Annotated in this window: 27 protein-coding genes; all 27 read left to right on the top strand. The window is 41.4% G+C overall.

Features of this window, described 5'->3' with window-relative positions; all coding sequences use genetic code 11:
• Positions 1–130: 130 nt before the first annotated feature.
• The 27 genes from AC4J95_RS03440 (at position 131) to AC4J95_RS03310 (ending at position 23,903) form a co-directional block, all read left to right on the top strand.
• Positions 131–1,861 (top strand): ABC transporter ATP-binding protein, encoded by a 1,731-nt coding sequence (locus AC4J95_RS03440; RefSeq protein ID WP_494548606.1) that lies wholly within the window; start codon positions 131–133, stop codon positions 1,859–1,861.
• A complete protein-coding gene (locus tag AC4J95_RS03435; protein ID WP_494548605.1) occupies positions 1,858–3,618 on the top strand; it encodes an ABC transporter ATP-binding protein in 1,761 nt (586 codons plus the stop codon). Before AC4J95_RS03440 ends, AC4J95_RS03435 begins: the two co-directional genes overlap by 4 nt.
• Positions 3,619–3,864: 246 nt before the next feature.
• On the top strand, positions 3,865–4,377 hold the full coding sequence (locus AC4J95_RS03430) for a gamma carbonic anhydrase family protein (RefSeq protein WP_494548604.1): 513 nt from the start codon (positions 3,865–3,867) through the stop codon (positions 4,375–4,377).
• The gene (locus AC4J95_RS03425) at positions 4,364–4,699 is read left to right on the top strand and encodes a hypothetical protein (RefSeq protein WP_316404630.1); all 336 of its coding nucleotides are present in this window, start codon (positions 4,364–4,366) and stop codon (positions 4,697–4,699) included. Before AC4J95_RS03430 ends, AC4J95_RS03425 begins: the two co-directional genes overlap by 14 nt.
• 66 nt (positions 4,700–4,765) lie before the next feature.
• On the top strand, positions 4,766–5,032 hold the full coding sequence (locus AC4J95_RS03420; protein ID WP_316404628.1) for a (4Fe-4S)-binding protein: 267 nt from the start codon (positions 4,766–4,768) through the stop codon (positions 5,030–5,032).
• A gap of 28 nt (positions 5,033–5,060) precedes the next feature.
• Entirely contained in the window at positions 5,061–5,336 is a 276-nt protein-coding gene (locus AC4J95_RS03415; RefSeq protein WP_410470549.1) for a GNAT family N-acetyltransferase, read from the top strand.
• A gap of 81 nt (positions 5,337–5,417) precedes the next feature.
• The gene (secG, locus tag AC4J95_RS03410; RefSeq protein ID WP_010746758.1) at positions 5,418–5,654 is read left to right on the top strand and encodes a preprotein translocase subunit SecG; all 237 of its coding nucleotides are present in this window, start codon (positions 5,418–5,420) and stop codon (positions 5,652–5,654) included.
• A gap of 136 nt (positions 5,655–5,790) precedes the next feature.
• Positions 5,791–6,555: an alpha/beta hydrolase gene (locus AC4J95_RS03405; protein WP_494548603.1), complete on the top strand. Its 765-nt coding sequence runs from the start codon at positions 5,791–5,793 to the stop codon at positions 6,553–6,555.
• Entirely contained in the window at positions 6,536–8,911 is a 2,376-nt protein-coding gene (rnr, locus tag AC4J95_RS03400; RefSeq protein WP_494548602.1) for a ribonuclease R, read from the top strand. Before AC4J95_RS03405 ends, rnr begins: the two co-directional genes overlap by 20 nt.
• 1 nt (position 8,912) lies before the next feature.
• Positions 8,913–9,377 carry an SsrA-binding protein SmpB gene (gene smpB, locus AC4J95_RS03395; protein WP_494548601.1) on the top strand — a complete coding sequence of 155 codons (465 nt, stop codon included), beginning with the start codon at positions 8,913–8,915 and terminating at the stop codon, positions 9,375–9,377.
• A gap of 288 nt (positions 9,378–9,665) precedes the next feature.
• Complete coding sequence (gene atpB, locus AC4J95_RS03390; RefSeq protein ID WP_494548600.1) at positions 9,666–10,379, top strand: F0F1 ATP synthase subunit A; 714 nt, start codon at positions 9,666–9,668, stop codon at positions 10,377–10,379.
• 38 nt (positions 10,380–10,417) lie between these two features.
• A complete protein-coding gene (gene atpE / locus AC4J95_RS03385; protein WP_010743272.1) occupies positions 10,418–10,630 on the top strand; it encodes an ATP synthase F0 subunit C in 213 nt (70 codons plus the stop codon).
• Between the two features lie 96 nt (positions 10,631–10,726).
• Complete coding sequence (atpF, locus tag AC4J95_RS03380) at positions 10,727–11,248, top strand: F0F1 ATP synthase subunit B (protein WP_494548599.1); 522 nt, start codon at positions 10,727–10,729, stop codon at positions 11,246–11,248.
• The gene (gene atpH / locus AC4J95_RS03375) at positions 11,238–11,783 is read left to right on the top strand and encodes an ATP synthase F1 subunit delta (RefSeq protein ID WP_494548598.1); all 546 of its coding nucleotides are present in this window, start codon (positions 11,238–11,240) and stop codon (positions 11,781–11,783) included. The genes atpF and atpH overlap by 11 nt, the downstream gene beginning before the upstream one ends.
• A 19-nt stretch (positions 11,784–11,802) precedes the next feature.
• Complete coding sequence (gene atpA, locus AC4J95_RS03370; RefSeq protein WP_494548597.1) at positions 11,803–13,329, top strand: F0F1 ATP synthase subunit alpha; 1,527 nt, start codon at positions 11,803–11,805, stop codon at positions 13,327–13,329.
• Between the two features lie 15 nt (positions 13,330–13,344).
• On the top strand, positions 13,345–14,250 hold the full coding sequence (locus AC4J95_RS03365) for a F0F1 ATP synthase subunit gamma (RefSeq protein WP_494548640.1): 906 nt from the start codon (positions 13,345–13,347) through the stop codon (positions 14,248–14,250).
• Between the two features lie 22 nt (positions 14,251–14,272).
• Positions 14,273–15,673, top strand: coding sequence for a F0F1 ATP synthase subunit beta (atpD, locus tag AC4J95_RS03360; protein ID WP_316404612.1), 1,401 nt, complete (start codon positions 14,273–14,275; stop codon positions 15,671–15,673).
• A gap of 13 nt (positions 15,674–15,686) precedes the next feature.
• Positions 15,687–16,121 (top strand): F0F1 ATP synthase subunit epsilon, encoded by a 435-nt coding sequence (locus tag AC4J95_RS03355; RefSeq protein ID WP_010746747.1) that lies wholly within the window; start codon positions 15,687–15,689, stop codon positions 16,119–16,121.
• A gap of 358 nt (positions 16,122–16,479) precedes the next feature.
• Positions 16,480–16,713 carry a DUF1146 family protein gene (locus AC4J95_RS03350; RefSeq protein WP_316404610.1) on the top strand — a complete coding sequence of 78 codons (234 nt, stop codon included), beginning with the start codon at positions 16,480–16,482 and terminating at the stop codon, positions 16,711–16,713.
• Positions 16,714–16,760: 47 nt separating this feature from the next.
• Positions 16,761–18,062 carry a UDP-N-acetylglucosamine 1-carboxyvinyltransferase gene (murA, locus tag AC4J95_RS03345; RefSeq protein ID WP_316404609.1) on the top strand — a complete coding sequence of 434 codons (1,302 nt, stop codon included), beginning with the start codon at positions 16,761–16,763 and terminating at the stop codon, positions 18,060–18,062.
• A 150-nt stretch (positions 18,063–18,212) separates the two neighbouring features.
• On the top strand, positions 18,213–18,389 hold the full coding sequence (locus AC4J95_RS03340) for a DNA-directed RNA polymerase subunit beta (protein ID WP_316404607.1): 177 nt from the start codon (positions 18,213–18,215) through the stop codon (positions 18,387–18,389).
• A 163-nt stretch (positions 18,390–18,552) separates the two neighbouring features.
• Positions 18,553–18,843 carry a membrane protein insertion efficiency factor YidD gene (gene yidD / locus AC4J95_RS03335; protein ID WP_494548639.1) on the top strand — a complete coding sequence of 97 codons (291 nt, stop codon included), beginning with the start codon at positions 18,553–18,555 and terminating at the stop codon, positions 18,841–18,843.
• Positions 18,844–19,307: 464 nt separating this feature from the next.
• Positions 19,308–20,471 (top strand): ABC transporter substrate-binding protein, encoded by a 1,164-nt coding sequence (locus AC4J95_RS03330; RefSeq protein WP_494548596.1) that lies wholly within the window; start codon positions 19,308–19,310, stop codon positions 20,469–20,471.
• Positions 20,472–20,582: 111 nt separating this feature from the next.
• Positions 20,583–21,461: a branched-chain amino acid ABC transporter permease gene (locus tag AC4J95_RS03325; RefSeq protein WP_316404605.1), complete on the top strand. Its 879-nt coding sequence runs from the start codon at positions 20,583–20,585 to the stop codon at positions 21,459–21,461.
• 9 nt (positions 21,462–21,470) lie between these two features.
• Complete coding sequence (locus AC4J95_RS03320; RefSeq protein ID WP_494548595.1) at positions 21,471–22,445, top strand: branched-chain amino acid ABC transporter permease; 975 nt, start codon at positions 21,471–21,473, stop codon at positions 22,443–22,445.
• A complete protein-coding gene (locus AC4J95_RS03315; RefSeq protein WP_494548594.1) occupies positions 22,426–23,202 on the top strand; it encodes an ABC transporter ATP-binding protein in 777 nt (258 codons plus the stop codon). The genes AC4J95_RS03320 and AC4J95_RS03315 overlap by 20 nt, the downstream gene beginning before the upstream one ends.
• Complete coding sequence (locus AC4J95_RS03310) at positions 23,202–23,903, top strand: ABC transporter ATP-binding protein (protein WP_494548593.1); 702 nt, start codon at positions 23,202–23,204, stop codon at positions 23,901–23,903. Before AC4J95_RS03315 ends, AC4J95_RS03310 begins: the two co-directional genes overlap by 1 nt.

Below are 23,903 nucleotides of genomic sequence, written 5' to 3'. Positions count from 1 at the left end.
TGAAATGAGGATTCCTTAGAAAATTTCTGAAAGTCTAAAAAACAAAAATAAAAAAACAAATTAGGAAGCAGGCAGAAGTAAATAATTTATGCTATATTGGAGTCATTACGGTATAGAGAGAGGCGAGAAAATGAAGTTGATGTTGCGGTATACATTGCGTTACAAAAAGCTATTATTGTTTGATTTCATCAGTGTTTTTGGATTTATCTTGATTGAGTTGGGGCTGCCTACGATTTTGGCGATGATGATTGACAAGGGGATTGGAAATAACGATTTCACTTATGTACAGAAGATGGGGATCGTGATGATTGCGATCACTGTGGTTGGGATCATTATGAGTATTTCATTGCGTTACTTCAGTTCTCAAATTACCTCTCGAATGGTCGCGGCGATTCGCGATGATCTTTTTGAAAAGGTTCAAACCTTTTCTCATTCGGAGTATGAACAGATCGGTGTCCCATCACTGATTACCAGAGCAACAAATGATGCCTATCAGATCATGCTGTTTATGCAAAATATCTTGACTACAGGCTTTATGACCCCAATGATGTTTGGGATGAGTTTATATCTGATTATACGAACTAGCCCGGGTTTAGGAATGTATGTTTTGTTAGCATTGCCGATATTATTATTAGCGGTTATCTTGATCGCAAAATATTCAGAACCGCTATCTACCAAACAGCAAAACAATTTGGATGATATCAATGGGATCTTACGAGAAAATCTTTCAGGCTTGCGTGTGATCCGTGCCTTTGTCAACGAGAAGTTTGAAGAGCTGCGATTTCGTGTAGTGAACGACGCCTATACGAATAGTTCGAAAAGTCTGTTTCATTTGATGGCCGTTGCACAGCCGGGCTTTTTCTTTCTATTTAATATTGTCATGGTCCTAATCATTTGGAACGGGACTATTCAGATTGATCAGGGATCGCTGGAAGTAGGAACATTGATCGCCTTCATCGAGTATATCTTCCATGCACTGTTTTCTTTCATGTTGTTTGCGACAGTCTTTATGATGTACCCGCGGGCAAATGTTTCAGCAGAACGGATTCAAGAGGTATTTGATATGGATCCATTAATCAAGGATAATCCTGAAAAAAAAGCAGTACCAACGGAAAAAAGTTCATTGGAATTTCGGAATGTGACCTTTGCTTATCCCGGTCATTCAGAAAGCCCAGTAATTCGCAATGTCAGCTTTACAGCAAAGCCTGGTGAAACGGTGGCATTTATCGGGAGTACGGGTTCGGGAAAATCAACGTTGATCCAATTGATTCCTCGCTTTTACGATGTGACAGAAGGACAGGTTTTGGTTGACGGACTTGATGTGCGAGACTATCGCTTAAAGGATCTGCGAGAAAAAATCGGATATATTCCGCAAAAGGCTCAACTTTTTACAGGTACAATCGAGGAAAATTTGCGCTATGGGAAAAAGGATGCCACACAGGCCGAGATGGAACAAGCAGCCGAAATTGCACAAGCTGCAGAATTTATCTCGCAAAAACCGAATGGTTATCAGGAAGAATTAGCAGAGGGTGGGAGTAACTTCTCTGGTGGACAGAAGCAGCGATTGGCGATTGCTCGGGCGGTAATTCGTCGTCCAGAGATTTATATTTTTGATGACAGCTTTTCTGCCTTGGACTATCAAACAGATGCGAAGCTGCGAGCTCGTTTGAAGAAAGAAACAACTGAATCTGCCGTGCTGATTGTCGCTCAACGAGTAGGTACGATTATGCACGCGGATAAAATCGTTGTTTTAAATGAAGGAGACGTCGTGGGTATCGGAACGCACCACGAGCTGTTGGAAAAATGTCCGATTTATTATGATATTGCTGCTTCGCAATTATCGAAGGAGGAATTGGCATGAGAAAAAGCATTTCTTCTTTAAAACGTTTAATGCATTATATCAATCCATACAAAAAGTCTTTTATTATTGTGCTGATACTCGCAGTGACAACCTTAGTCTTAGGAACATGGATGCCTTATCTAACCGGGCTGCCGACTACGGAAGTCAGCAAAAATATCGCACAAGGTGAAGCGATCAATTTCGACTATGTTTTCAAGTTGTTGATTGTGATCGTGATTGTCGGCATTGCTTATTGCGGCACTCAGCTCGGAACAGGGTGGTTGATGGCTAACGTTGTACAATCAGCGATGCGAGATTTGCGGGAAGATATCGAAGCCAAAATTAATCGTTTGCCGGTATCATATTTTGACCGCAATCAACAGGGAAATATTTTGTCTCGTGTGACCAATGATGTGGATGCTGTCAGCAATGCGATGCAGCAGGCGATCATCAAATCAATCAATGCTGTTTTAGGGATTTTATTAGCAGTCGCGATGATGTTCTATATTAATCCAATGATGGCTTTGATATCAATGATCATGATTCCGTTATCAATCATCATCACGCGAAAAATCGTCCAAGTTTCGCAAAAGGATTTCCAGGGAATGCAGAACTCACTGGGAGAATTGAACGGGTATGTACAAGAAAATATGACGGGCTTCAGTGTTCTGAAGCTGTACGGACGAGAAAAAGAAACATTAGCCGGCTTTAGCGCGGTTAATCACGAATTGCGTCGATTTGGCTTTCGGGCAGCGTTTGTTTCAAGCTTGATGCAGCCGTTGGTTCAGTTAACTGCTTACGCAACATACATTGCGATGGCAATCTTAGGCAGCTGGAACGTGATCCATGGTGTGATTTTAGTTGGTCAACTGCAGGCCTTCATTCAATATATTTGGCAAGTTAGTCAACCAATGGGAGAAATCACTCAGTTGTCTTCAATGATCCAAAGTGCTTCAGCATCTGCAAAACGGGTGTTTGAAATCTTGGATGAACCTGAAGAAGTATTAAATGAAAAGGATCTGCCATTACCAGAACCAGTACAGGGAAATGTGGTTTTTGATCATGTACAATTCAGTTATGATCCTAAGAAACCATTGATCGAGGATTTAAGCTTTGAAGTCAAGGCTGGGGAAACCGTGGCGATCGTTGGTCCGACTGGTGCTGGTAAAACAACCTTGATCAATTTATTGATGCGCTTTTATGATATTAATAGTGGAAGAATTTTGATCGATGGAGTAAATACCCAAGAAATGAATCGTTCAGATGTTCGTTCCTTGTTTGGTATGGTTTTACAGGATGCGTGGCTATATGAAGGGACGATTGGCGATAATATCCGTTTTGGACGTTTAGATGCGACCGATTATGAAGTTGTTGATGCCGCTAAGACTGCGAATGTCGACCACTTTATTCGGACAATGCCGGGCGGTTACGAGATGGAGATCAATTCTGAAGGCGATAATGTTTCTCTTGGTCAGAAGCAGTTGCTGACGATTGCCCGGGCAATTATATCCGATCCTAAGATCTTGATTTTAGATGAAGCCACTAGTTCGGTAGATACACGGCTAGAAGGTCTGATTCAAAAAGCGATGGATCGTGTCATGGAAGGACGCACCAGTTTCGTGATTGCCCACCGTTTATCTACGATTCGTGACGCTGATCATATCTTAGTGATGAAAAACGGGCAAATCATCGAACATGGAACTCACAATGAATTATTAGCACAAGGCGGATTCTACGAACAGCTATATAATAGTCAATTTATGGAAGAAGCGGAATAAAGGATTTAAGGCGGCACTAGCTAGTGCTGCCTTTTTGAGTATCACTTTTTTGGTTTGTATTATGCAAGAAAACCGATCATTAAGGTACAAAAAACACTGCCTCGCAAAATTGTAAGTATATGAAAAATGATTTTATTCAATCGGAATAAGCTAATAAGGAAGAGACACTTGATAAATGCTATACTCATAGGTGAGAGGTTAAAATGAGATACTGTCAAAATAGCAGATTTTAGTGAGGTATAGAAGATGACAAATTTTATTGCAGATAGCGCGGACATCTATGGCGATGTCGCATTGGGCGAAGGCTCAACGATTTGGTTTCAAAGTGTTTTAAGGGGAGATAGCAATACGATCTCGATTGGGAAAATGACGAATGTTCAGGATGGTACGATCGTCCACGTGGATCACGACGCTCCAACTGTGATTGAAGATTATGTGACGATTGGTCATGCTTGCATCATCCACGGCTGCACCATCCATTCAGGTGCATTGATCGGGATGGGAACAACTATTTTGAATCATGCGGAAATCGGAGAAAATAGCTTGATCGGTGCTGGTTCGCTGGTGACAGAGGGGACAATCATTCCCGCCAATTCGTTAGCTTTTGGTTCCCCAGCTCGTGTGATTCGTCCATTGACACCAGAAGAAATCGAAAAAAATCGAGGGAATGCCCAGCATTATTATGAGCTAGGACAAGCCTATCTAAAAAATGAGATTCCTCGTATTCAAGCAAAGGGAGCGGCACATGAAGGAGACTAGTTTTTTATTGCTGCAGGCTCAATTAAGAGCGCTATTTCCAGAGGATGGCTTAAATCAATTGGCAATATACGAAGACCAGGGAGAACATTTTTTGATTTTTTCTAATCGTGGCTTACATGTGCTGGAGGAAGATGAATTAACCAAAGCACCGAGAAATGTGTATTACACGGCGGACAGCCTAAAACCATTTTCGATCCGCCAACAAGCCGGAGTATTTGAATTAGTGATAGAAACAGTAGGTGGGCGATGCTTTATCTTAGCCTTTCCAGACCAAGCGGATGCTCATCAAGCCATGCAAACGCTAATGGGATTATTAACCTGATAAGACGCTTTAGTGTAATTTTTTCTTGATTCCCATTATAATCTTACTTAAAGGAAGTGATAGAAAATGGACGGAAGTAAATTTGATCAAGAGCCGGTTAACGAAGAAGAATTAGTGGCCCAAGGTTATCGCAAATATCATGGTGAGGGCGTTGATATTTATTACAACAAAGATATTTGCGCACACATTGGAAATTGTGTAAGAGGAAATCCAGAAATTTTTGAGGTGGGTCGCAGACCGTGGATCATCCCTGATAATGGCAGCGTTGAAAATGCCAGCTATGTCGTGGATACATGCCCAAGCGGCGCCTTGAAATATATCATCAAAAAGTAAATAAATTTTAACGAACAGGAGAATCATAATGGAAATCAAAGAAGAAAAAGAACGTTTTGTCTTATTAAATGATGCAAATGAAGAGGCTGGAGAAATGACTTGGTCGAATGCGGGTCCAGAAATCATGATTATTGACCACACCTTTGTTGATCCAACTTATCGCGGTCAAGGCTTAGCAGAAAAATTGGTCGCTGCTGGTGTAGAAAAAGCTCGTAATGAAGGGAAAAAGATTATTCCGCTTTGCCCATTCGCTAAAAAAGAGTTTGAGGAAAAATCAGAATATGCAGATGTTTTAAGAAAATAAGTTTGGAACTTCCCTAGTCAAACGACTTCAATTGTGCTAAAGTAAAAAATGAGGTAGTTTGGAAATAAGGAGGGTCAGCTTTTGTATAATTTTATTTTGGGCGTTATCTTAGTTTTATCGGTGATCATCGTCATTACGATCATGATGCAACCTAGCAAACAAAATAGTGCTGCAAGTGCTTTCACTGGCGGCGCAGATCAATTGTTCGGAAAGCAAAAAGCACGCGGCTTTGAAGCTGTGATGCAACGATCAACCGCCGTTTTAGGTGCGATTTGGATGATTTTGCTCTTCGTATTAATGTTTTTATCAAGCAAATAAAAACCGGCCTCTCACTTGAGAGGTCTTTTTTATTTTGTATTTACACTAAATCAAGTACACTTGAAGATAGAGTAGATAGGACGATTTTGTTAATATTAGAAGGAAAATGAAAGAAAATGTTTAGGAGTGAAAGATCATGGTCCAAATGCCTGAATCGCTGTTTTTACCTCATGGGAGACGAGCGGTTTTATTACTGCATGCTTATTCTGGAAGCCCAAATGATGTACGGATGTTGGCACGCTCTTTAGAAAAACTTGATTATACGATTTACGCGCCTCTTTTTACCGGTCATGGGACAGCGGAACCACTGGACATCTTAGAAGAATCCTCTGAACAATGGTGGCTGGATAGTCAGCAGGCCGTAGCGTTTTTACAGGATAAGGGCTATCAGGATATTGCTGTTTTAGGTCTATCGATGGGAGGTACCTTTGCGACACGCCTGTTAAGTGCGATGCCAGAGAGTTTTATTGGTGGTGGCTTTTTCTGTTCACCGATCGCACCAGTAAAAACCAATGTGACGAAAAACTTCCTATTATATGCTAAACAAGTTTTGGAACGGAACGGCATGGAGGCAACGGAAGAAAAAATCGAAAGTTATCGCCCTTTGGTAGAAAAACAACTGGCAACGATAGAAAAGCATGCTCAGATCGCTTATAACGATTTGGATAAAATCGATTGCCCCTTTTTCATGGCACAGGCGGGACAAGATGAAATGATCGAAGCAGAGGGTGTCTTCCAAACGGCAGCCCATTTGCAGCAGACATCCTTTACCTTGAACTGGTACCCAAAAAGTGGACACGTAATCACAGTGGGACCGGAACGAAGACAATTAGAACAAGACGTGGCAGATTTTTTAGTCGGTCTTGGCTGGAGAGAAAATAATGGAGAGAAAAACAATTAAAGCAGAAATACTGGCTGGATTGAAAGCAGCCAACAAAAAAAGCCTTTCAATGGAAGAGTTGGCAGAAGTTTTAGATATGCGTAAGAGTGATGATTTTAAACTTTTGGTCCAAACCGTGGCTCAGATGGAACGAGAAAAATCAGTGGAGTTTAACAAAAAAGGCAAAATCAAATTGCCATTCCAACCAATCGAAATCGAAGGAATCTTTCGCCGTAATGAACGGGGATTTGGTTTTGTAACGATTGACCCAGAAGAACCGGATATCTTTATTCCAAAAGAAGCGACAAACTTCGCGATGGACGGTGACATCGTCATGATCGATATTCAAAAGACAGCAGATCTTTTTTCTGATCGTGGGGCGGAAGGTCGAGTCGTTTCTATCAAGGAACGAAAGATCCAACAAATCGTCGGTGAATTCACCGCCTTTGATGTTGATGAGATTGCGGAATCCGATTTATTCGGCTATGTGACACCGAAAGATAAGAAGAGCGCGCAATTTAAAATCTTTATTGCAGCAGAAGGAATTCAACCTGTTGATGGCAGCATTGTCATCGTAGAGATCACACATTATCCGGAAAAGGGCTACGCTACGAGTTTGGAAGGTATGGTAACTAAAGTAGTGGGACATAAAAACGATCCCGGGATGGATATTTTATCGATTGTGATTGCTCAAGGCATCCCCACTCAATTTCCAGATGAGGTTCAGGCAGCTTCTGAACAAGTGCCTGACAAAATCGCGGAATCCGATTTGGTTGGTCGACGTGATTTACGTGACCAACAGATTGTTACCATCGATGGTGCTGATGCCAAAGATTTAGATGACGCAGTAACGGTTCGCAAGCTGGATAATGGCAATTATTTCTTAGGCGTGCATATTGCGGATGTTTCTTATTATGTCACGGAAGAGAGTGTATTAAATAAAGAAGCGTTCGAGCGCGGGACAAGTGTTTATTTAACAGATCGGGTGATTCCAATGATTCCGCAACGATTATCAAACGGAATTTGTTCCTTGAATCCACAAGTGCCGCGCTTGACAATGAGCTGTGAAATGGAGATCGATCTAAGCGGAACGATTTTGCATCATGAAATTTTTCAAAGTGTTATCCAGACAAGAGAACGGATGACTTACAGCGCAGTGAATGAAATTTTGGAAGAGGGAAAAGCAGAAACAATCGAACGTTATCATGATTTAGTCCCAATGTTCCACTTAATGAAAGAATTACATCAAATTCTTGAGACACGTCGTAATCGCCGCGGAGCGATCAATTTTGAAGATCGTGAAGCCAAAATTATCGTTGATCCGGAAGGCCATCCGATGGATATTGAACTTCGGGAACGCGGCGTTGGTGAACGGTTAATTGAATCATTCATGTTAGCAGCGAATGAAACAGTGGCTGAACATTTCAATCGATTAAAATTACCATTTATCTACCGGATCCATGAACAACCTAAGGAAGAAAAAATGCAGCGCTTTTTTGATTTTGCAGCAGCATTGGGCATTTTAGTCAAAGGGACCAAGAATACCATCACACCGAAGGACTTACAACAGGTGATTCACGATGTGGAGGATAAACCTGAGGCAGCAGTAATCAACACGATGTTGCTTCGGAGTATGCAGCAGGCTCGTTACTCTGAAGACAACTATGGACATTATGGATTAGCCGCGGAATATTACACACACTTCACATCACCAATTCGTCGCTATCCCGATTTGATCGTCCATCGCTTGATTCGGACCTATAGTCAGGATCAAAGCGATGCAACGAAAGAAAAATGGGCGGAAAGTTTGCCTGAGATCGCTGATCACAGCTCTAAGATGGAACGACGTGCAGTGGAAGCTGAACGTGAAGTCGACAGTATGAAGAAAGCGGAGTACATGGCGGACAAAGTCGGGGAAGAATTTGATGGCATTATCAGTTCTGTAACGAAGTTCGGAATTTTTATTGAGTTGCCGAATACAGTCGAAGGCATGATTCACTTAAACGAATTAAAGCAAGACTATTTCCACTTCATTGAAAATCAGTTAGCATTAGTAGGTGAGCGCACACGTCAAACCTTCAAGATTGGTCAAAAGGTTCGAGTAAAAGTGACAAAATCTGATCCTGAAACACGAGAAATTGACTTTGAACTGCTGGAAGCAGAAGAGATACCTGCATTGGAAGTGCCAGGAGGTAATCGTCGCAATCAAAGACGCAAACCAACTGGCGGACGCAAGAATAACAAAAATTCTGAAAAGAACTACGGTAAAAATTCTGATCGTCCGAAATCTGGCAAAGAGAAGAAAAAGAAAAAAGGTAAGAAGCCTTTTTATAAAGCAGTAGCTAAAAAGAAGAAACCAGGCAGAAAGAAGGGATAATATGACAAAAGCTGAAGGCAAATTAGTGGCACAAAATAAAAAGGCCCGGCATGATTACACGATCATCGATACGATCGAAGCGGGTATCGTTTTGCAGGGAACGGAGATCAAGTCGATCCGCAATAGCCGGATCAACTTGAAGGATGGCTTTGCGCGGATTAGAAACGGCGAGGCTTTTTTATACAATGTCCATATCAGCCCATATGAGCAGGGCAATATTTTCAATCACGATCCTGTACGTACACGAAAACTATTGATGCATAAAAAACAAATTACACGATTGGCTAATGAGGTAAAAAATACCGGGATAACATTGGTTCCGCTAAAAGTCTATTTGAAAGATGGCTATGCAAAGGTTTTGATCGGTGTCGCTAAAGGGAAACACCAATACGACAAACGAGAAACTTTGAAGCGCAAAGATGTGGATCGACAAATCAGCCGAACGTTAAAAAACTATTCTAGATAGTAAAATATTCTTTTTCGCATATTTAGTGAGAATTTCTTTACTTCACAATGGATTTTGATACGATTAGTTACAATCTATACTAGCCTTTTTGCGGGCTAAACCAACTGCCAGAGGGGAATAAGCAGGGATAAAATAACGTTATAGAAAATATCTCTGACTTATTCGAAAATTTTTAGGAAAATTCTTTGAAATTTTCTTTCTCTGGTGGTAACATACGATAGTATTTTGAGGAGCAGCGCTAAGCAGGCACGAACTGACGCGAGTCGCTGGGAAGAGAGGTGAACTGAATTGGATGAAAAATCTTGGGTTTTCCATATAGGTCCCGTATGGTTCGATGGTACGGTAACGACAATGATTATTTTGACATGTGTGATTGTCTTCTTCCTTGTTTTTGCGTTTACACGCAACCTATCATTGAAACCCAAAGGAAAGCAAAACGCAATTGAGTGGGTCATTGATTTTACTACGAACATCGTTGGTGACAACATGCCTCGTAAAGAAGTCAGAAATTTTAGTTTGTTCTCATTTACGTTGTTCTTATTTATTTTTGTAGCAAACCAAATCGGACTGGTCACGAAGATCGTTACAGGTGATGAAGTGACTTATTGGAAAAGTCCGACAGCTAACCCCTTTGTAACAATGGGATTGGCATTACTCGTATTGGTCCTAGCCAATTATTTAGGAACTGAAAAACTCGGTTTTGGCGGGTACGTAAAAAATTCTTTCTTCACACCAACCGGATTGTTTCCGATTAAATTGATGGAAGAATTTACGAACGTTATCACGTTAGGCTTACGTCTTTACGGGAACGTTTTTGCTGGTGAAGTATTGCTTTCACTGATCGCAAGCATGGTCACAAGCGCAGGCTGGTGGACCTTACCATTCGCTATTCCGCTTGAGATGATTTGGATTGCATTCTCACTATTTATCGGTAGTATCCAAGCATTTGTTTTCACTACTCTATCTATGGTTTATATCAGTCATAAAATCGAGGTAGAATAATTTAAAAAATTTAACATACTTTTAGGAGGAAATTTATTATGAACTTTATCGGTGCAGGAATCGCAATCATGGGAGCCGCAATCGGGGCTGGTTATGGTAACGGACAAGTAATCTCAAAAGCAATTGAATCTATGGCACGTCAACCAGAAATGTCAGGTCAAATTCGTTCAACAATGTTTATCGGTGTTGGTTTGATCGAAGCTGTGCCAATTCTAGGTGTTGTACTAGGTATGTTGATGGTTTTCCAATAAAAATTAACGCTTTTTCGTTGAATTTCGTCCAAGAGATGAACGACAGAGCTGTATAAAGGGTTCTGTAATGAGAAAGAACAGAAAGGAAGACCGAGTATGCTGAATCTAGTTGTTGCTGAGGCTGTCAATACAACGCTCGGTAATTTAGTCGTCGTTACGTTATCATTCGTGATTCTAATGGCGTTATTAAAGAAATTCGCGTGGGGTGCCGTTCAAGACATCCTGAAAAAACGTGAAGACAAGATCGCCAATGATCTAGATTCTGCCGAACAATCTCGGACTAAAGCAGCTGAGCTGGAAAAAGAACGTGAAGCTCAGTTAGCAAGTTCTCGTAGTGATGCGGCAGAAATCATCAAAAATGCGAAAGAAAGCGGCGAGTTGAGCCGTCAAAACATCATCAAGGATACCAAAGAAGAAGTCACTCGTCTGAAAGATCGCGCGCAAGCGGAGATCAAAGATGAACGTGAAAACGCGTTGACTTCTGTTAAAGATGATGTAGCGGCACTATCCCTGCAAATCGCAGAGAAAATCTTGAGTAAAGAGCTTTCGCAGGATGCTCATCAAGATTTGATCGATAACTACATGGATAAGTTGGGAAACACGAAACATGAAGCTTGATAAATACACAGTCGGTAAACGCTATGGCAAAGCTTTGTTTGAACTGGCGATCGAAAACGAAGCTGCCGATGCTGTTTATCAAGAGCTGTTGACTGTTCGGGAAATCTGTAAAGAAATTCCTGATCTTGGAAATATTTTGACCGATGTTCGCTTAGAAGGTGCAGAAAAGAAAGCTATCATGGATGCTTTTACCGGCGGCTTTGACGGCATGGTCAAAAATTTTCTATTAGTAGTTTTTGAATACAATCGCAGCGACGATCTGCCCTTTATGATCGATGAATTTGAATGTCGTTACGATGCACGAAATAAAATCGCACATGGAACAGTCACTACGGCTGTACCGCTCTCTAAAGAAAAGAAACAAGAGCTTGAAGCAAAAGTCGCTGATGTTTTTGGCTACCAGAAGGCCACGTTAACCCCGATAGTTGATGAATCAATTCTCGGCGGTGTCATTGTTGAAGCCGATCATCAAGTGATCGACGGCAGCCTCGCCAGCCAATTAAATGGTCTACGAGCAGCACTTAGTAAAAAGTAGAGAAGAAGAGGTGAAATGAATGGCCATCAAAGCAGAAGAAATCAGTGCTTTAATCAAAGAACAGATTCAGAATTATGATAATAAGCTGTCTGTTGAGGAAATCGGAACAGTCACTTACGTTGGGGATGGGATCGCCCGTGCCCACGGTTTAGAAAATGCAATGAGTGGGGAATTATTGGAGTTCTCTAACGGCTCTTACGGAATGGCACAAAACTTAGAAAGCAATGATGTCGGTATCATCGTTCTAGGTGAATTTGAGTCCATTCGTGAAGGAGACAAAGTAAAACGTACCGGTAAGATCATGGAAGTGCCTGTTGGCGAAAACATGATCGGACGTGTTGTGAACCCACTTGGTCAACCAATTGATGGAATGGGTCCAATTGAAACAACAAACACACGTCCAGTCGAAGCAATGGCTCCCGGCGTTATGCAGCGTAAATCAGTATCAGAACCAATGCAAACAGGTTTAAAGGCCATCGATGCTTTAGTACCAATCGGACGTGGTCAACGTGAATTGATCATTGGTGACCGTAAAACAGGTAAAACATCAATCGCGATTGATACGATCATCAACCAAAAAGGTCAAGATATGATCTGTATCTATGTCGCTATTGGACAAAAAGAGTCAACTGTCCGTTCGCAAGTTGAAACTCTTCGTAAATTCGGCGCAATGGATTACACCATCGTCGTAACAGCCGGTGCTTCACAACCTGCACCGCTATTATTTATCGCACCTTATGCTGGAACAGCAATGGGTGAAGAATTCATGTATAACGGCAAACACGTTTTGGTCGTCTTTGATGACTTGTCAAAACAAGCTGTTGCTTATCGTGAACTGTCATTACTATTACGTCGTCCGCCAGGTCGTGAAGCGTACCCAGGGGATGTCTTTTATTTGCATTCACGTCTATTAGAACGTGCGGCAAAACTTTCAGATGAACTAGGCGGCGGGTCATTGACGGCCTTGCCATTTGTTGAAACACAAGCTGGAGATATCTCAGCATATATTCCAACCAACGTAATCTCAATCACTGATGGACAAATTTTCTTAGAGAATGATTTGTTCTATGCTGGTATTCGTCCAGCCGTTGATGCTGGTTTATCCGTATCCCGGGTTGGTGGATCTGCACAAATTAAAGCAATGAAAAAGGTTGCCGGAACTTTGCGTTTAGACCTTGCAAGCTATCGTGAGTTAGAAGCCTTCACCCAATTCGGTTCAGATTTGGATGCTGCAACACAAGCTAAATTGAATCGTGGACGTCGAACAGTTGAAGTGCTGAAGCAAAAATTACATGCACCGCTTCCTGTCGAAAAACAAGTTGTGATTCTTTATGCCTTGACTCATGGGGTACTTGATAGTATTCCTGTTAACAGTATTTTGGATTTTGAATCGCAATTGTTCGAATATCTGGAAACAAATCATTCAGATATTTTTGCAACGATTCGCGACACGAAAGAACTACCAGATACAGATAAATTAGATGGAGCGATCCAAGAATTCAAAGACATTTTTGACGCTTCTGCAGCGAACCAAGAAAAAGCATAATCGAGGTGAAAAAAGATCATGGCATCCTTAAATGAAATTAAAACACGGATTGCATCGACGAAAAAGACAAGTCAAATCACCAACGCTATGCAAATGGTTTCAGCATCTAAATTAACGAAATCAGAAGCTTACTCTGCAAAATTCCAGCTCTACGCTTCGAAAGTACGCGAAGTATTAACGCACTTGACAGCGAGCGAATTGACAGAGTTGGCGAATTCTGGTCGTGAGTTAGGCGGTATCAACTATCACAGCATGTTGCTGAATCGTCCAGTCAAAAAAACTGGTTATATCGTGATTACTTCTGATGGCGGCTTGGTTGGAGGCTACAACAGCTCGATCTTAAAACAAACCATGGCGATGCTTGAAGATGATCATGATTCTGCTGATGAATATGTTTTGTTAGCCATTGGTGGAGCCGGAGCAGACTTTTTCAAAGCTCGCGGCGTTAAATTGGCTTATGAGTTACGCAATTTGTCTGATCAGCCAAGCTTTGATGAAGTGCGAAAAATCGTTTCGATGACGACCAGTATGTATGAAAATCAAGTTTTCGATGAACTATACGTATGTTATAACCATCACGTGAACTCATTATCTAGTCAGTTTCGGGTAGAAAAAATGCTGCCGATCTCTGACTTGGATCCAAGTGAAGCACAAGAATATCGTGAAGAATATTTGTTTGAACCTTCAAAAGAAGCGATCCTCGATCAATTACTTCCGCAATATGCTGAAAGCTTGATCTATGGCGCGATTGTCGATGCTAAAACAGCAGAGCACGCAGCTGGGATGACAGCAATGAAGACAGCGACAGATAATGCTGGTGCGATCATTGATGATCTAACTATTTCATACAACCGGGCCCGTCAAGCGGCGATCACCCAAGAGATTACTGAAATTGTCGGCGGGGCTTCCGCATTAGAATAATTTCGAGATTGGAGGAAAAAACATGAGTTCAGGCAAGATTGTTCAAGTTATTGGTCCCGTTGTCGACGTGGAATTTTCTTTAGATCAATCCTTACCAGACATCAACAATGCGTTGATTGTTTATAAAAAAGATAAAACAAAAGTTGTTCTTGAAGTCGCTTTAGAACTTGGTGATGGTGTTATCCGCACGATCGCCATGGAAGCTACTGATGGTCTGCAACGTGGGATGGAAGTTGTCGATACCGGCAAATCTATTTCTGTTCCTGTAGGGAAAGATACTTTAGGTCGTGTGTTCAACGTATTAGGTGAAACGATCGATAAAGAAGCACCTTTTCCAGAAGATGCAGAGCGCAGCGGCATTCATAAAAAGGCTCCGACCTTTGAAGAACTTAGCACAAGTAATGAAATTTTAGAAACAGGGATCAAAGTTATCGACTTATTAGCACCTTATTTAAAAGGTGGGAAAGTCGGACTTTTCGGTGGTGCCGGTGTTGGTAAGACCGTCTTGATCCAAGAATTGATTCATAATATTGCCCAAGAACACGGTGGGATTTCTGTATTTACCGGTGTTGGGGAACGTACTCGTGAAGGGAACGACCTTTATTATGAAATGAAAGACTCTGGCGTTATCGAGAAAACAGCCATGGTATTTGGACAAATGAATGAGCCGCCAGGTGCGCGGATGCGTGTTGCCTTGACTGGTTTGACATTGGCTGAATACTTCCGTGATGAAGAAGGACAAGACGTGCTGTTGTTTATCGACAACATCTTCCGTTTCACGCAAGCTGGTTCAGAAGTTTCTGCCTTGCTAGGTCGTATGCCATCTGCCGTTGGGTATCAACCAACCTTGGCAACTGAAATGGGACAATTACAAGAACGAATCACTTCAACGAAAAAAGGCTCGATTACATCTATTCAAGCCATTTACGTACCAGCCGATGACTATTCTGACCCTGCGCCAGCAACAGCCTTCGCCCATTTGGACGCAACGACCAACTTGGAACGTAAATTAACAGAACAAGGGATTTACCCAGCCGTTGACCCATTGGCTTCATCTTCAAGTGCTTTGGCGCCTGAAATTGTTGGTGAGGAACATTATCGTGTAGCCACTGAAGTTCAACGTGTCTTACAACGTTACCGTGAATTACAAGATATCATCGCGATCTTAGGGATGGACGAATTGTCTGACCAAGAAAAAGTGATCGTATCTCGTGCTCGTCGTATCCAATTCTTCTTATCACAAAACTTCAACGTTGCTGAACAATTTACTGGTCAGCCTGGTTCATATGTACCAGTTGAAAAAACCGTTGAGGGCTTCAAAGAGATTCTTGAAGGAAAATACGACGATCTTCCTGAAGATGCCTTCCGTAGTGTCGGTACAATCGAAGACGTCATCGAAAAAGCGAAAACTTTAGGCTACTAGAAAGAGGTGCCCGATGGAACAAGAAAAAAACAAAGTTCTACAAGTGAACGTTGTTACTCCAGATGGCAACGTCTATGATCATAATGCAACCATCGTCGTTGCTAAAACGGTCGCTGGTGAAATCGGTATTTTACCGAACCATGCCCCGATCATTGCGCCTCTTGCGATCGATGAAGTTCGTGTTCGTCGAACGGATTCTGATACACACGTGGACTGGATCGCAGTCAACGGTGGAATCATGGAAGTTCGGGACAACGTATTGACGATCATCGCTGATACGGCCGAACGTGAACGCGATATTGATGTTTCTCGTGCCGAAAGAGCAAAACAACGGGCGGAAGCGCGCATTCAAGAAGCACGCGAAAAACAAGATACGGATCAATTGAGCCGTGCCGAGGTTGCCTTGCACCGCGCGATGAATCGGATCAAAGTTTCCAAACACCGTTAAAAAATTTATTAAAGAGCTGTGTCGGTTTGTGGCTGACGCAGCTCTTTTTTTGCGGAATTGTTCAATTTTTTTATCCTCGGTTAGAATAAAGAAATCACTTGAAAACGGTCGTTTTTCAAGAATTTCAAATACCAAAAATAGCCACTGTTTTTTTGATATTTTGACCAAAAGAGCAGGGTGGAAATTTTTAAAGGTCTTTTTGTGTATAAAAAAGATTACTTTTGAACAGTAGGAAACAGAAAATAAATATTAAGTTTTTTAAAAGTTTCTGTATAGTCCTTTGGGCGATCAAAGTATTCTTCTTTATCTGATTCTATGATATAATCCAACTGTTGATTTTTTTGAAAGGAAACGAATTATGCAAGTTTATGGAATTGATGCAATCGTGAGAATCGTCTCGCATTTTTCCTTTATCTATTTAGCCTTTTGGGCTCTACGGTCATTGCGGATAGAGAATCTTTTTAAAGCATTCAAAGAAACTCAGGTTCGACTTGCGATCCTCATGTTAGCGATCGCCCTAGGTTTTACTTGCAGTACATTCTTCTTAGAAATCATTCTTTTGTGTAAAAATATCTTTTTGACATTTAGTTAAGGTACATATACGCGGAAAAGCGACTAGCATTTTTTGGAGGGAATACAATGGAAGAGATCATCGTTCGTGGTGGCAAACAATTAAAAGGAACAGTACATATCGAAGGCGCAAAAAATGCTGTGCTGCCAATTTTAGCTGCGACATTATTGGCTGAGGAAGGAACATCTACTTTAAGCAATGTTCCGATTTTATCTGATGTCTTTACCATGAATCAAGTGATTCGGTATTTGAATACAGATGTTGAATTTAATGAAGAAACGAAAGAAATTACAGTGGATGCGACACGTCAATTGAACGTGGAAGCTCCATATGAATACGTTAGTAAGATGCGTGCTTCAATCGTAGTAATGGGTCCTTTATTGGCTCGTAACGGTCATGCAAAAGTAGCAATGCCAGGTGGTTGTGCGATCGGCAAACGCCCAATCGATCTGCATTTAAAAGGATTCCAAGCTCTAGGCGCGAAGATTATCCAAAAAAATGGCTATATCGAAGCCATTGCTGATGAATTAGTTGGGGATACAATCTATCTAGATTTCCCAAGTGTCGGCGCAACACAAAACATCATGATGGCTGCTGTGAAGGCTAAAGGCACCACTGTGATTGAAAACGTTGCTCGCGAACCTGAAATCGTTGATTTAGCGAATTTCTTGAATAAAATGGGTGCCAGCATCCATGGTGCGGGGACTGAAACCATGCGTATTGAAGGTGTTGATCACCTTCATGCTGTTTCTCATCCAATCGTTCAGGACCGTATCGAAGCTGGAACATTTATGGTTGCTGCTGCGATGACAGAAGGAAACGTCTTGATCGACGGTGCGATCCCAGAACACAACCGTCCTTTGATCTCCAAATTGATTGAAATGGGCGTTAAGATCACAGAAGAAAATGATGGGTTACGTGTCATTGGTCCTAAAACATTAAAAGCGACTGATATCAAAACGATGCCTCATCCAGGTTTCCCAACAGATATGCAAGCACAAATGACAGCTATCCAATTAGTTGCCGATGGTGTCAGCACTACGACAGAAACTGTTTTTGAAAATCGTTTCCAGCATTTAGAAGAAATGCGCAGAATGAATGCACAAGTCAAAATTGACAACAATGTTGCATTGATCAAAGGTGCTTCAGAGCTTCAAGGAGCAGAAGTATATGCCACTGACCTACGTGCTGCAGCAGCTTTGGTTTTAGCAGGCTTGCGAGCAAATGGCATTACACGTGTACGCAATTTGAAATACTTAGATCGCGGCTACTATCAATTCCATACGAAGTTACAACGCTTAGGCGCAGACGTGGAACGTGTAGACAATGAAAGCAAAAAAACAGCTGACAAAACAACTGTTTTAGCATAAGATTTTGTTCTTCTTTTAACTGTTATTACGTCTGAGTGTAGAGGACTACAGTTAATTAAGAAGAACACCAGAGTTATGGACAATATGATGGTCATTTTGTTTTTAGTAAGATAAAGACAAATACCTCTGTGTGGGAATAGGAGTGGATTTATGAGTTCAGGTGAACATATTTTACGTAGTTTGATACGCATCGTAGCGATTTTACTTGCTGGTGTCATATTATTCATAGTCGGCAGTATGATTGGTTACGGCGCAATGGGCGGCGGAAATCCATTTAAAGTACTATTGCCAGGTGTTTGGCGTCATATTTTAGAGTTTGTTCATTAGTCATTGGACAAAATCTGATTGCGATTATTCATAAGGGGCTGCATCAATTTTTTGGTGCGGTCCCTTTTTCAAATTCTTGCTTTATTTTGCGCGATCAGTAGAATAGGATGAGGAAAAGGGTTTTAATCAATTGTTGATATCTTGAGGTGAGTGAATGAGTATTATCAGTAAAGGTCTTATTAGTCTGGTGCATGGGTATCAACGTTTTATCTCGCCGTTGACGCAGCCATCCTGTCGTTACTACCCGACATGCTCGAATTATATGATTAAGGCAGTCCAAGTTCATGGAGCTTTCAAAGGGTTTCTTATGGGCATTTCCCGAATTTTACGTTGTCATCCGTTTGCAAAGCCGGGCTTTGATTATGTGCCAGTAAAATTTTCATTGCGGAAAAATCGTGTAGATCATGAAGAACCAGATTATCAAAAAATGAGCGAAGAATCATTAGGGAGATAAGGACAAAATTTCAAACTATTTAATTGAAAGAAAAATTTTGGTTGATGAGCTTCGTAGGCGTTCCTGTTAAACGGAGCTCAAAAAGCTGAAATACGTTTGTGAAGTTATTGTATAGGTGTGGAAAAAATCATCTGCTTTTTCCTTCTTATAGGCTTAAGTGAAAGCCTACAGTAGGGAAATTTAGAATATTTTCACTTTGATTCATTGACGGATTTGATCGCTGAGAGTGCGCATAGATAAATGAATATAGTTATTTTTAAGAAATCTTATTGACTATTTACTGGTTAATGAGATTTCTTTTTCGTTATTTGATAAGGCTTTTCCAGTACTGTAAGCGCTATAAATTGTTTGAGTATTGCCGAATTATTAAAATATTCAGAAAATTTAATTGACAGTGAGAGTTTTTTCCTATATATTCTTTATTATCTTAACAAATTATCATTATTTTATTAGGGGGTAACAGGATGAAGAAAAGAACAGTAGCTGTATTAGCAGCAGGGTTGTTCCTATTAGGCGCATGTGGGTCGCCTAAAGCCAGCGATGGTGGTGGCGGAGGAGATGCCGATACAATCAAAATCGGCGGAAACTTTGAATTATCAGGAGCTGTAGCGGCTTATGGTGAGGCAGAAAATGAAGGTGTCAAATTAGCTGTTGAAGAAATCAACAAAGACGGCGGGATCGATGGCAAAAAGATCGAATACGTTTCGAAAGACAATAAGTCTGACAATAATGAAGCAGCTTCGGTTGCAGCGAACTTAACAACGAAAGATGAAGTAGTTGCAATTATTGGACCGGCAACATCTGGAGCGACGAAAGCAATATTACCGAATTTGACAAAGGCGAAGGTTCCTGCAATCACTCCTTCTGGGACAGACGATGCTATCACTGTTCAAAAAGGGAAAGTACAAGAATACATTTTCCGTTCTTGTTTCCAAGATAGTTCGCAAGGGGTTATTTTGGCAAAATATGCTGAGGACAACTTAAAAGCGGACAAAGCAGTAATCTTAGGGGATAACTCAAGCGACTATGCAATCGGATTGAAGAAAGCCTTCAAAGATACCTATAAAGGTGAGATTGTGGCAGAAGAGAACTTCACAGCTGGTGATAAAGACTTCCAAGCAATGTTAACGAAGATCAAAGATAAAGACTTCAACGTAATTTATGTTCCTGGTTATTATACAGAAGCTGGCTTGATCATTAAGCAAGCACGTGAAATGGGTATTGAGCAGCCAATTATTGGTGCCGACGGCTTCGGGGATGAAAAACTTGTTGAAACTGCCGGTGCTAGCAATGTCAAAAATGTTTACTACACTGGTCACTTCTCAACAAAAGCTCCAGCAACAGATAAGGTTGAACCATTTGTAGAATCATTTGAGAAGAAATACAACAAACAACCATCTTCATTCAACGCATTAGCATATGACTCTGTTTATATGATCAAACAAGCGATCGAAGAAGAAGGCGAAGCAACACCTGAAGCAATCAAAAAAGGATTAGCAAGCTTGAAAGACTTCGAAGGCGTTACTGGTAAGATCTCAATGGATAAAGAGCATAATCCTGTGAAACCTCTAGTTGTACTTGGTCTAACAGATGGAAAAGAATCTTCTGCTGAAACCGTTAATCAATAATTACTCGGGTAAAGCAGGCAAGGGGGTGTGCCAATGGTATTTGGTACACTCCTTTTTAAGAATCAAGGTCATCTAGACCAATCTATTTATTTGAAAAGTGATGTGATAAAGATGGAAGTATTTATACAGCAAATCGTCAATGGGCTTTTCCTAGGTAGTGTTTATGCGCTGATGGCGCTGGGCTACACTATGGTTTATGGAATAATAAAATTGATTAACTTTGCCCATGGCGAGATTTATATGATCGGGTCGTTTATCGGCTATTTTTTGATTAATCAATTCAATATGGGATTTTTCCCAGCATTAGTTTTGTCGATGGCTGGCAGTGCGATCTTAGGTGTTGTGATTGAATTCTTAGCTTATCGGCCGTTAAGAAATTCAACTCGAATCGCCGCATTGATCACGGCGATCGGTGTGTCTTACCTCTTGCAGAATACAATGATCTATTTCTTCAGTTCTACGACAAGACCTTTTCCGCAGGTAATCAAAATGCAGGTCTTCAATATTGGTTTCTTACGGGTTACAAATATTCAGTTATTGATTTTAGGATTATCGCTGTTCTTGATGATCGCGTTGAATTTGATCGTTCAAAGAACCAAAATGGGTAAAGCGATGCGGGCTGTAAGTGTTGATACGGATGCTGCGCAGCTGATGGGGATTGATGTGAATCGGACAATCTCTTTTACCTTCGCTTTAGGATCAGCGCTAGCTGCGGCCGGCGGTATGATGATCGGGTTGTATTATAACTCGATCGATCCGATGATGGGCTATATTCCTGGTTTGAAATCATTTATCGCCGCGGTATTAGGCGGGATCGGAATTATTCCGGGAGCTGCGATTGGCGGGTTCGTAATCGGCTTGATCGAAACGATCACGACTGCGCTAGGTTTTTCTGATTTCAAAGATGCAGTGGTTTACGCGGTATTAATCTTGATTTTATTAGTTCGTCCAGCCGGCATCTTAGGCAAACATGTGAAAGAGAAAGTGTAGGTGAGTCAAATGAAAAAGAATTTGAAATACAATTTGATTTGGCTAGCCTTGATCGTGCTTGGATATGCGGTACTGTACATCGCTTATTCAGCTGGGATGGTCAATCTATTTTTAGATAATATTTTAGTTCAGATCGGTATCAATGTGATTCTAGCAGTCGGATTGAACCTGATTATTGGTTTCTCTGGTCAGTTTTCATTAGGTCATGCTGGTTTTATGGCGATCGGTGCCTATTCAGCAGCACTTATTTCTATGAATACACCAACATACGGCGGTTTTTTCTTAGGGATGGCTGTCGGTGTGATTATTGCAGGTCTCGTGGCTGTAGCGGTAGGTATCCCAACATTGCGTTTGAGCGGGGACTATCTAGCAATCGCAACGCTGGGTGTAGCAGAAATTATTCGAATTTTACTGATTAATTTTAAGGAAATCACCAATGGTCCCTCAGGTTTGTTTGGGATCGAGCCTTTTGTTGATTGGCAGATGGTCTATGGCTATATGGCGATCACTACGCTGTTTATCGTCAACTACATTCGTTCAGGTGCAGGACGTGCCACGATGGCAATTCGTGAAGATGAGATTGCAGCAGAAGCAATGGGGGTTAATACAACCAAGTATAAGGTTATGGCTTTTACCTTTGGTGCCATGACAGCGAGTATCGCAGGATCACTCTATGCAGGCTATTTGCAATCGATCGCACCGAAGGATTTTGCTTTCACGAAATCCGTTGATATCTTGATCCTAGTAGTATTAGGCGGGATTGGTAGTGTAACAGGTACCTTTATTGCGGCGATTCTTCTAGGAATCATCAATATGTATCTACAAGATTTCGGAACATTACGAATGATTATTTACGCATTGGCATTGATTATCTTGATGATCTTTAAGCCGGGCGGATTGTTAGGAACGAAAGAGCTATCCGTCAAGAAAATTTTGAACAAGTTTAAAAAGGGAGATGACCAGAATGCCTCTGTTGGAAATTAAAGAGTTAACCAAAAACTTTGGCGGTTTGGCGGCGGTCTCCAATGTCAATATCGCATTAGAACAGAATCAATTAGTTGGTTTGATTGGGCCGAATGGTGCCGGGAAAACGACATTGTTTAACCTGATCACTGGAGTCTATGAACCAAGTGAAGGCGATGTATTACTAGAAGTCGATGGACAGAATCAGCGTTTGAATGGTAGAAAACCATACGCGATCGCTGACTTAGGGTTGAGCCGGACGTTTCAAAATATTCGTTTGTTCAAAGACCTGTCCGTTTTAGACAATGTCTTGATTGCCATGAATAGTAAAAATAAAGAAGGCTTCTTTTCCAGTGTTCTTCGCTTACCGGCCTTCTATAATAAAGAGGAAGCCCTGAAGGAAGAAGCTCTGAAATTATTAACGATTTTTGATTTACAGGATAAAGCTGAGAACTTAGCCCGGAATTTGCCTTATGGGGAACAACGACGCTTAGAGATCGTGCGGGCTTTAGCAACAAAGCCGAAGATTCTTTTCTTGGATGAACCAGCAGCAGGGATGAATCCGCAGGAAACAGCGGCACTAACCATGCTGATCAGAAAGATCCAAAAGGAGTTTGAGATCACGATTCTTTTGATTGAACATGATATGAGCTTAGTTATGGATGTTTGTGAGCGTATCTATGTTTTAGAATATGGCCGCATTTTAGCCGAAGGAAATCCAGAAGAAATCAAAAACAATCCAGAAGTGATCAAAGCCTATCTTGGAGGTGAGCTATAATGCTGAAAATTGAAAATCTTTCGGTTCATTACGGCATGATCCAAGCAGTACGTGATGTTAGCTTTGAAGTCAATCAAGGCGAGATCGTTTCACTGATTGGGGCGAACGGTGCGGGAAAGACGACCATTTTACGCACCATCTCAGGGCTGAATCAGCCATCTAAAGGAACGATCACCTTTGAAGGGGAAGCGATCCAAAAGAAAGCGCCTAGAAAAATCGTTGCCCAAGGGATTTCCCAAGTGCCTGAAGGGCGTCATGTTTTCCCTGGACTGACTGTTTTGGAAAATCTGGAAATGGGTGCTTATCTGCGAAAAGACGGGGATATGCAAAAAGATTATGAGCATGTCTACGAGAAGTTCCCAATCTTGAAGGAACGATTGAATCAGGATGCTTCAACGCTCTCTGGTGGGGAACAGCAAATGTTAGCGATGGGACGGGCTCTGATGTCTAAGCCGCGTTTATTGCTGTTAGATGAGCCGTCAATGGGGCTAGCACCAATCTTTATTCAAGAGATCTTTAATATCATCCAGGAGATTCAAAAACAAGGAACGACCGTTTTATTGATTGAACAGAATGCCAAGATGGCTCTATCAATTGCCGACCGCGGCTATGTGTTAGAGACTGGAAAAGTGGTCTTATCAGGAACCGGTCAAGAATTGCTAGAAAGTGAAGAAGTGAAGAAAGCTTATCTAGGAGGATAA

Source organism: Enterococcus sp. GPZ-007 (genome assembly GCF_059374735.1).
This window is presented reverse-complemented; position numbering and strand designations above follow the sequence as displayed.

Coding starts and splice junctions, on each gene's coding strand:
- AC4J95_RS03440 (WP_494548606.1), top strand. CDS start 131: ATGAAGTTGATGTTGCGGTATACATTGCGTTACAAAAAGCTATTATTG.
- AC4J95_RS03435 (WP_494548605.1), top strand. CDS start 1,858: ATGAGAAAAAGCATTTCTTCTTTAAAACGTTTAATGCATTATATCAAT.
- AC4J95_RS03430 (WP_494548604.1), top strand. CDS start 3,865: ATGACAAATTTTATTGCAGATAGCGCGGACATCTATGGCGATGTCGCA.
- AC4J95_RS03425 (WP_316404630.1), top strand. CDS start 4,364: ATGAAGGAGACTAGTTTTTTATTGCTGCAGGCTCAATTAAGAGCGCTA.
- AC4J95_RS03420 (WP_316404628.1), top strand. CDS start 4,766: ATGGACGGAAGTAAATTTGATCAAGAGCCGGTTAACGAAGAAGAATTA.
- AC4J95_RS03415 (WP_410470549.1), top strand. CDS start 5,061: ATGGAAATCAAAGAAGAAAAAGAACGTTTTGTCTTATTAAATGATGCA.
- AC4J95_RS03405 (WP_494548603.1), top strand. CDS start 5,791: ATGGTCCAAATGCCTGAATCGCTGTTTTTACCTCATGGGAGACGAGCG.
- rnr (WP_494548602.1), top strand. CDS start 6,536: ATGGAGAGAAAAACAATTAAAGCAGAAATACTGGCTGGATTGAAAGCA.
- smpB (WP_494548601.1), top strand. CDS start 8,913: ATGACAAAAGCTGAAGGCAAATTAGTGGCACAAAATAAAAAGGCCCGG.
- atpE (WP_010743272.1), top strand. CDS start 10,418: ATGAACTTTATCGGTGCAGGAATCGCAATCATGGGAGCCGCAATCGGG.
- atpF (WP_494548599.1), top strand. CDS start 10,727: ATGCTGAATCTAGTTGTTGCTGAGGCTGTCAATACAACGCTCGGTAAT.
- atpH (WP_494548598.1), top strand. CDS start 11,238: ATGAAGCTTGATAAATACACAGTCGGTAAACGCTATGGCAAAGCTTTG.
- atpA (WP_494548597.1), top strand. CDS start 11,803: ATGGCCATCAAAGCAGAAGAAATCAGTGCTTTAATCAAAGAACAGATT.
- atpD (WP_316404612.1), top strand. CDS start 14,273: ATGAGTTCAGGCAAGATTGTTCAAGTTATTGGTCCCGTTGTCGACGTG.
- AC4J95_RS03355 (WP_010746747.1), top strand. CDS start 15,687: ATGGAACAAGAAAAAAACAAAGTTCTACAAGTGAACGTTGTTACTCCA.
- AC4J95_RS03350 (WP_316404610.1), top strand. CDS start 16,480: ATGCAAGTTTATGGAATTGATGCAATCGTGAGAATCGTCTCGCATTTT.
- murA (WP_316404609.1), top strand. CDS start 16,761: ATGGAAGAGATCATCGTTCGTGGTGGCAAACAATTAAAAGGAACAGTA.
- AC4J95_RS03340 (WP_316404607.1), top strand. CDS start 18,213: ATGAGTTCAGGTGAACATATTTTACGTAGTTTGATACGCATCGTAGCG.
- AC4J95_RS03330 (WP_494548596.1), top strand. CDS start 19,308: ATGAAGAAAAGAACAGTAGCTGTATTAGCAGCAGGGTTGTTCCTATTA.
- AC4J95_RS03325 (WP_316404605.1), top strand. CDS start 20,583: ATGGAAGTATTTATACAGCAAATCGTCAATGGGCTTTTCCTAGGTAGT.
- AC4J95_RS03320 (WP_494548595.1), top strand. CDS start 21,471: ATGAAAAAGAATTTGAAATACAATTTGATTTGGCTAGCCTTGATCGTG.
- AC4J95_RS03315 (WP_494548594.1), top strand. CDS start 22,426: ATGCCTCTGTTGGAAATTAAAGAGTTAACCAAAAACTTTGGCGGTTTG.
- AC4J95_RS03310 (WP_494548593.1), top strand. CDS start 23,202: ATGCTGAAAATTGAAAATCTTTCGGTTCATTACGGCATGATCCAAGCA.